The organism is Arenibacter troitsensis (assembly GCF_900177645.1).
GTDB lineage: Bacteria > Bacteroidota > Bacteroidia > Flavobacteriales > Flavobacteriaceae > Arenibacter > Arenibacter troitsensis.
Window position 1 is genome coordinate 1 of sequence record NZ_FXAO01000018.1, and the last position, 7,364, is coordinate 7,364.

8 protein-coding genes are annotated in these 7,364 nt (G+C 33.8%); 1 reads left to right on the plus strand and 7 read right to left on the minus strand.

Features of this window, described 5'->3' with window-relative positions; genetic code table 11:
• Positions 1-112 precede the first annotated feature (112 nt).
• The 5 genes from B9Y87_RS21600 to B9Y87_RS21625 form a co-directional block, all read right to left on the minus strand.
• Positions 113-625, minus strand: a complete 513-nt coding sequence (locus tag B9Y87_RS21600; RefSeq protein WP_085501028.1) for a hypothetical protein — start codon at positions 623-625, stop codon at positions 113-115.
• 154 nt (positions 626-779) lie between these two features.
• The gene (locus B9Y87_RS21605) at positions 780-1,289 is read right to left on the minus strand and encodes a hypothetical protein (RefSeq protein WP_085501029.1); all 510 of its coding nucleotides are present in this window, start codon (positions 1,287-1,289) and stop codon (positions 780-782) included.
• Positions 1,290-1,508: 219 nt separating this feature from the next.
• Positions 1,509-2,162: a Yip1 family protein gene (locus B9Y87_RS21610; protein ID WP_085501030.1), complete on the minus strand. Its 654-nt coding sequence runs from the start codon at positions 2,160-2,162 to the stop codon at positions 1,509-1,511.
• A 176-nt stretch (positions 2,163-2,338) separates the two neighbouring features.
• On the minus strand, positions 2,339-2,776 hold the full coding sequence (locus tag B9Y87_RS21615; RefSeq protein WP_139827315.1) for a hypothetical protein: 438 nt from the start codon (positions 2,774-2,776) through the stop codon (positions 2,339-2,341).
• A 636-nt stretch (positions 2,777-3,412) separates the two neighbouring features.
• Positions 3,413-3,793 (minus strand): hypothetical protein, encoded by a 381-nt coding sequence (locus B9Y87_RS21625; RefSeq protein WP_085501033.1) that lies wholly within the window; start codon positions 3,791-3,793, stop codon positions 3,413-3,415.
• A gap of 199 nt (positions 3,794-3,992) precedes the next feature.
• Here B9Y87_RS21625 and B9Y87_RS21630 point away from each other — a divergent pair, with 199 nt between their 5' ends.
• On the plus strand, positions 3,993-5,048 hold the full coding sequence (locus B9Y87_RS21630) for an IS110 family RNA-guided transposase (RefSeq protein WP_085501034.1): 1,056 nt from the start codon (positions 3,993-3,995) through the stop codon (positions 5,046-5,048).
• Positions 5,049-5,362: 314 nt separating this feature from the next.
• Here B9Y87_RS21630 and B9Y87_RS21635 read toward each other — a convergent pair whose 3' ends face one another.
• Positions 5,363-6,295 carry a hypothetical protein gene (locus B9Y87_RS21635; protein ID WP_085501035.1) on the minus strand — a complete coding sequence of 311 codons (933 nt, stop codon included), beginning with the start codon at positions 6,293-6,295 and terminating at the stop codon, positions 5,363-5,365.
• Between the two features lie 227 nt (positions 6,296-6,522).
• Positions 6,523-7,074 (minus strand): hypothetical protein, encoded by a 552-nt coding sequence (locus tag B9Y87_RS21640; RefSeq protein ID WP_085501036.1) that lies wholly within the window; start codon positions 7,072-7,074, stop codon positions 6,523-6,525.
• Between the last annotated feature and the right edge of the window lie 290 nt (positions 7,075-7,364).

The following is a 7,364-nucleotide window of genomic DNA, read 5'->3' on the forward strand; positions in this document are numbered from 1 at the left end:
GGTTGCCAACAATTCAACACCCCAAAATCACCAATATGGACTGATAAAAAATAAAATATTAACTTTAAGGAACTGGACTAGTGCTTTTCATAGGAGCCGTTGTTGTATGCAGTTATTTATTCATCATCAGCCTTTCGTTCATTTTTTTGATATGTGCTTTATTATAAATTTTACTACTTAAAATCCAATAGATTATTATTCCGAATATGATTGTTGCAATTATCGAAATCCAATTTATTCCTTGCCAGTAAAAAAGTCCAGCAAGAATAATTAAAAGTATGAGTTCAAAAATGTACTTTTCTTTCTCTTCATTTCTTCTTTGAAGAATCATTTTATTCCCTTTTCCTTTTTTTATTCTTTCCAATACTTTTTTGGTCAGTTTGTCAACGCTGTAATATCTGTCTAAATCAGAAAGACTGAAACAAATGCCAAATTCCAATTCAAGTTTGTCCATAAATCGGTAGTATTTTCTAACTCCTCTAAATGAATTCTTGATTGTGTTTTTTTCGTGTGCTGGATTTGTCAAGAAGTCCATAAAATGTGATTCATTAAATTCCGCTGAAGAATTACTTCTTTCTGATTTAAAAATCTCAAGTATTTTATTTCTTACTTCTGGTTCGGTCATTTGGGTTTAATTGCATACAACGGTCTTGTGTATGATTAGATGCGGACATTTCCAACGGAAATTGTCCGCCTTTACCGAAGATAGTTAATTGCAGGATTTTCCAGCTGGAAAATCTGCTAGCAATTAATTATACATTGTGTTGGCAACTGGCTTTTTATTCCGTTCTATGTCTCAAATCAATTATTTCGTTTTCTAAATTGGACTTTGCTCTTAATATCCATTCAATTCTTTTTTTTTCCGATTGAGATTTAGATTCCGTTTTATATGGTTGTAAGTGTTCAGGTGGTTTTGAGCCAGAAACATTATTTTCAGGATGACTAAGACTGCGTGTTAATCCACAATAATTTATTTCAACTTGATTTTTAGAATTAAAATTTCCATAAATCAGCCACTTTCCTTTTTCATCAATGATTGGTCCGCAAAACTTGTCATATATACCGTTGTAAGTTTTTCCTAGTTCATTTCCTTTAAATGACTCAATGACTTTCACCTTAAAAGTATTGTTATCAGAGTCAATTTCTAAAACCTCTCCAATAAAAACACATTCCGAGTTATCAAATTCAATTTCCTGTAAAACTTTTAAATTTCCTAAATTTTTACAGTCACATGCGAAAATTTTGGTCGCACTTAAAGCAATCAGAAATATTAAAACTTTAGTTCTCATAATTTTTAGATTGTTGCCAACGGTTGAGCTAAGCGTAGTGCGGAAGTAAGGAAATTTTTCGTTTCCGTCTGCGCACGAAGCTAAAGCTTATTGTTTAGTTTTATTTTTTCTTGTCCAAAGCTAAATCCATAAGATTTAGCGGCTTTATAAATATACACAGACCTTTTGATTTAGACCTAAAGTCCGCATTACGTTTAGGTTTTGTTGGCAGTAGTGTTTTTACAACACTTTGATAATCAGTACAATAATTATTATTGGAATTGCAAAAACTAAAAGAGGTAATAACAAGTTTAAAATAGATTTTCCAATTGATAGTTTTTGGACTTCAGAAACTCCAACTACACAAAACACTATTGTCCAAATCCCTAAAATGAATTCCAAAATCATAGAACCATAAACAAAAACATTTGCAATGATTCCCGCACTAATTATATCTCCATCTGATTTAAACATTTCATTTCCGTAAATCCCAATTTGTGGAATTAGAAAAATTAGCGCAATTATTGCTGGAGTCATAGCGTATGAAATAATTCTTAAAATAGATTTAGTATCGCCTTGACCATTTATCCATTTTCCTGTCCAGTTTAGCAATGCCGCATATATATAATATGAAATCCACCCTATTAGCCCACCTACGATAATACAAAGACCTAATATTGCAATTAAGGACATATTATCCCCCATATTCTTTAATGATGCTCTGTCGAATGCTCTAGAGATTCCCGCAAAGAACAAAAGTCCATTTACGTATTTATCATAATGGTTGTCATTTATGAATTTGAAGACTTTTCTTGGAGAAGTCCAAATTTTCATAAAAATCTCCTTGTCAGTTAAATCTTGTTGGTTCTCGGTATTTGTTAATTCACTATTCATTAATTTATCTATCCATGTAATTGATACATTACTGCCAACGTGTTTGTATATGGAAAGTTGCGTGTTTGCGTGCGAGGATTTTCCGAAGGAAAATCAGACGTAGCAAACGTGCAACGACCTTTGGTTTAGCCTAACACTAGCAATTATTTATATACGGTGTTGGCAAATCGGGTTTTTTATCCGAACAATAATTTCGCTCGTTCCTTACCAATTTTATTTAATTCAGATTCAGTTTGTTTATAATTCAATTCGTTAAACATCGTTTTTAATTCAGTCAGATTATTTTCAAACAATTCACTTTCTTGCTCTAAATTCAGTCGTTTTGATAAGTCAGATTTTCCAAACTTTGGTTTTTCCAATTCTGTTTTATTTCTCCGACTTAAAAATGCATTTATCAAGTCCAAGTCATAAAAATTTTCAGAGAAGAGTGAGGAAATCCGAGTTTCAATTATTCCTCTGTCATTTACAATGTCAAAATTCAGCCAACTATTTTTAAAGCGATAAATCCCACCCATTCCGCTAATATTAGATTCAGTCAATTCAAATCCGTTCTTATTCAGAATTCCGATATAATATTTGTTCAAATTATTATCTAAATATTCTTTAATTCCCATTTTCTCATTCTGGTTGCGTTTCCTCAACTGTTTGCCAACGGTTTGTGTATGAAACGTAGCGTAAAAAAGACGCTAACTTTTCGGATTAACACAGAGCCGAATTTTTATGTTTTGTTTTTAACTTTTCTATTCTAAAAGCCAAATTTAAAAATTTGGCGGTCTCTGTAAATAGGCATAGACCTTTTGTCAAGCACTTACTAGCTATGTTTTATACACCGTGTTGTACACTGTTTTTTATTCAATTAATTCATCTTTTGGAAATTTAAAAATCCAAACTCCTATTACTATTGTTAAGGAATAAATCAATACCCAAATTGTTTGTTCCGACCATCGCGTTATAAATTCATTATCTACTATGTAAAATGTAATCCAAACTGACAAAAAAGAATAAAAAGACAAGATTATTTTCTCTTTTAAATCCGAAACTTTGTTCTTTAAACGCTGTTTAATTAATCCAAATATTACCATTGCTGGTATAGAAGAAATTAAACCTACTAGTATCATAACAAATACAATTTCGTAAGAACTCAATATACTATTGAAACTAGAGTTATTTATAATAACACCTAAAATTAAGGCTAACAAAAGCGGTGAAATTATTACGGTAAACAACCAAACCTTGATAGTATATATCATTTACTTTATATGTTCAATTTTTTCAACATATTCCTTATGATTTTTAAATCCGTTTTTCTCTGGGTTTTCCAAGTCAATCATTTCATCGATACCAGAGTCATAAATTTGCCACTTGTATTTTTTAGCCAATTCAATCAAGGCGTAAATTCCATTTTCCCCATATAAGGATAACATAAAATTACTCGAATACTCACTATCGGAAAAAAAGTCAATCGTAAATTCAGTTCCGACTATTTCTCTATGTTTTTCGTTTTTGTTTATTCGGTCAAATGAGGTTTCCAAAATTCCACTAAAATCAGTCGGTTCCAATTGATTTTCATCCAATTCGGTAACCGAATTAATTTTCTGTTTTGAATTAAAAAGTACAATGTCCCAACTCATTTTCTTGGTTTTCTTAAATGGTGTACAACGGTCTCGTATAACCGTCAGTTACGGGTTAATATGCGTTATTTTTCGGTTTGACACTGACTTTAGCAATTCCGAGTGGATTCGGACGTAGTCGAATCCGCCGTAATTGCGGTTAGCATCTATGTAAAAGTAGTAAGTCGAGTATCTTTAAGATGAACCAAAAAATAAAGATATGAACACTCAAATTACTTCCACACCTAAGTTATTCATTGGTATCGACATACACAAACGTAGTTGGAAGGTACATTGTGCTACCGACCTCTCATCGGGCAAGACTTTTAGTATGCCACCGCGTGCCGAATTGCTCTATGAATATGTGACCAAACATTATCCAGGTTATGATGTATCCAGCGCCTATGAGGCCGGTTGTTGTGGTTACCACGCACATCGTTGCTTTGTTAGCTATGGCTGGCGTTCATTGGTGGTCAATCCTGCCGATATTTTCAGAAGGGGTAAGGAGCGCCACACCAAAACAGACCGAATAGACGCGCAACTCATAGCGCGTGAACTTAAGGACGGGAGGCTGAAGGGTATTTGTGTGCCGGATAAGTGTAGGGAGCAACTGCGTAGTCTGTTCCGTCGTAGGAACGACTTGGTAAAGGATATGCGCCAGATCAAGAGCTATATCAAGATGCAGTTGTTGTATTATGGTATTGGAATACCACAGGACCTTGATAACGATCATTGGAGCCATAAATTTAGGGATTGGGTAGATGGTCTGGATTTTGAGTATGACGCAGGTAAAGAGGTTTTGCGAAGCCGTATGCGCAGCTTTCGGTTTATCGATCAGGAGTTTCGTGATGTTTCCACCTTATTGCGCCGGCATACCAAAATCCACTTTAAGAAAGATTACATGCTTTTACGAAGTATTCCTGGTATAGGCCCAATAGTTGCCAGTGGTATTTTGAGTGAATTGGGAGACCTGCGCCGTTTTAGGAATATAAAACATTTGGCCGGATATATAGGTCTGGCGCCCGGTATTTACCAGAGTGGTGACACCGTCCGACATACGGGGGTAAGTATGCGTGCCCACCGTTTAATACGTAGTTATTTCATTGAGGCTTCTTGGCAGGCCATTCGAACGGATCCCGTGATGCAGGCCTTTTACCGCAAGCACCATGGAAAAAATGTGAAAAGTGTCATTGTAAAGGTAGCTAGGAAACTGTTGAGCAGGACCTTGGCGGTGATAAAGACGGAGACCCCTTATGCGATAGGGGTATTGGAATAAAATACAGGGAATTAACAGTAACAAGATAACTAAGCTCACAAAGAATAGTAGATTGGCTTGGATTACAAAACAATGTAGGTGGTACCGCCGCTGGTGGGAACCACATCGGTTAGCAAGTGACCGGGCTTATTATAACTTATAATCATACAGATGCTGGTGACCATTCCCGTAGGACGTGGATCACATATAGGATGCCGAGCAGGTTATATATGGTGTTGAAGTATTGACAACCAAGCGAAAGGCTGAAAAGGGTTGCCAACAATTCAACACCCCAAAATCAACATTATGGACTGATAAAAAATAAAATATTAACTTTAAGGAACTGGACTAGTGCTTTTCATAGGATACAATGTTGTGGGCAGTTTTTCTTCGTTAATATTTATCGTGGAATCTTGTATGTTCTCTGATTCCGATTGAGAATATTTGTTTAATGTTGTTGAGTCTTTCTTTTTTTGATTTAAAAGCCCATCATTACCAAATAGATTTTCTCGATTTTCTTTAGTGTACTTTATAGTTTCAGATATTCCTCCATAAATTAAAAACCCAATCAAAATACCAGCAATAATTTTGTTGTTTTTTATCTTTTCCATAGTCTTTTCGTAAAAAGACTTTTCTGCATTTATGTCTGAAATTATTTTTCCCTCGTCATATAGCTTTAATTCTTTTGAAATCGAAGAATTGAACTCGTCAGTAACTCTTGTTAGTATTTTCAAGTATTTGTCAAAATATTGAATATCAATAAGTTTTGGTTTGTCTTCGATACAAAAAAAGTTTTTATTAATTACTTTAGTAGTTTTCAAACCCATTGAAAATGGACTGTAAAATGTGTTTTCATATTCTTCTAAATAGGCGTATTTCGTTCTTTCAGGCTTGTTGAAATATTCGGTTGATTTTTTTTCAATTTCTTCTAAAAAATCATTGTATTTTTTTTCATTCCAGTCTTCAACTTCTTGTAAAATCTCGTCAGAGTCTACATTGTTTAAATTCCAACTACTAATTATTTGCTTTAACTCCTCGAAGTAAGTTGTTATTGTTATCTTGTTTGAAGTATGTATTGTCTGGTTTAATTCTTCTTTAAGTCCTTGGAATAGCTCAAATAAATGACTGACTTTAAATTCAAGATGTTCTTTTTCCCAACCATCTCCCGGTTCTTCAAAATATTTACAGAAGTCATATATAACTCCTCCTTGTCTAAATTCAATTAGAGTATTTATCGCCCAGTTTCTTCTTGGAAATATTGGTTGCATTTAGTTTTGTTTAAATTGCCCACAACGGTTCGGCTAAGCGTAGTGCGGAGGCAAGGAAACTTTTCGTTTCCGCCTGCCGACGTAGCTAAAGCTTATTGTTTAGTTTTATTTTTTCTTGTCCAAAGCTAAATCCATAAGATTTAGCGACATTATAAATATACACAGACCTTTCGATTTTGCCCTAAAGTACGCATTACGTTTAGGCATTGTTGTATGCCGTTTTTATTTTACGACACCCATAAAGTTTCAACCTTTTCGATTGTCCATTTGTCCGTCTTAATAAAACGAAATACTAGTCCTTCTCCACATTCTCCGCCACAATAATATGTGGTATATATTATTGCATGGTCTAAATCTTTGTTGAAGCTAATTGACGAAAACTGTATTGACCCTATGTAACGACTTTCATTTCCTTTATCAGTTTCAGTTTCTAAGCGATACCTGTCATAGTCTTTAATTTTTTTAATATCCCACTCCCTGTATTTTTGAAAGTCTTCAATAGCAAAATCTGACAAATTATTAAAATTTAGATAATCGTTTAATATCTCAATATCTAGCTCCCTAAGATTTGTGTGATTTCTTACGCGAAGAGAATTATAAGATTCAGATGTATCAATCCAACCTAGTCCGTTTTCATCGTCCGTTTCGTGTCCGTAAGAGTGATTTAAGATTTCTGAAATAATTTGATATTCCTCTGATTCATTTAATACTGGTTTGCACGAAAAAAGAAGTAAGGTTAAAAAAATAAGTCCCAGATAAAATGTGGTTCGTTTGTTCATTTTTTAAATGGCATACAACGAACTTGTGTATGGAACGTAGCGTATAAAAAGACACTAACTTTTCGGATTAGCACAGAGTCGAATTTTTATGTTTTGTTTTTACTTTTTCTATTCTAAAAACCAAATTTAAAAATTTGGCGGTCTTTGTAAATAAGGATAAACCTTTAAATTTAGCATTTATTAGCTATGTTTTATACACTGTGTTGTGCGCTGGCTTTTTCGTTGATTATTTCCAACGTTTCTTTCACAAAATCTGTCTTTCCAAGTACATAAGAACCTCTGTCATTTTT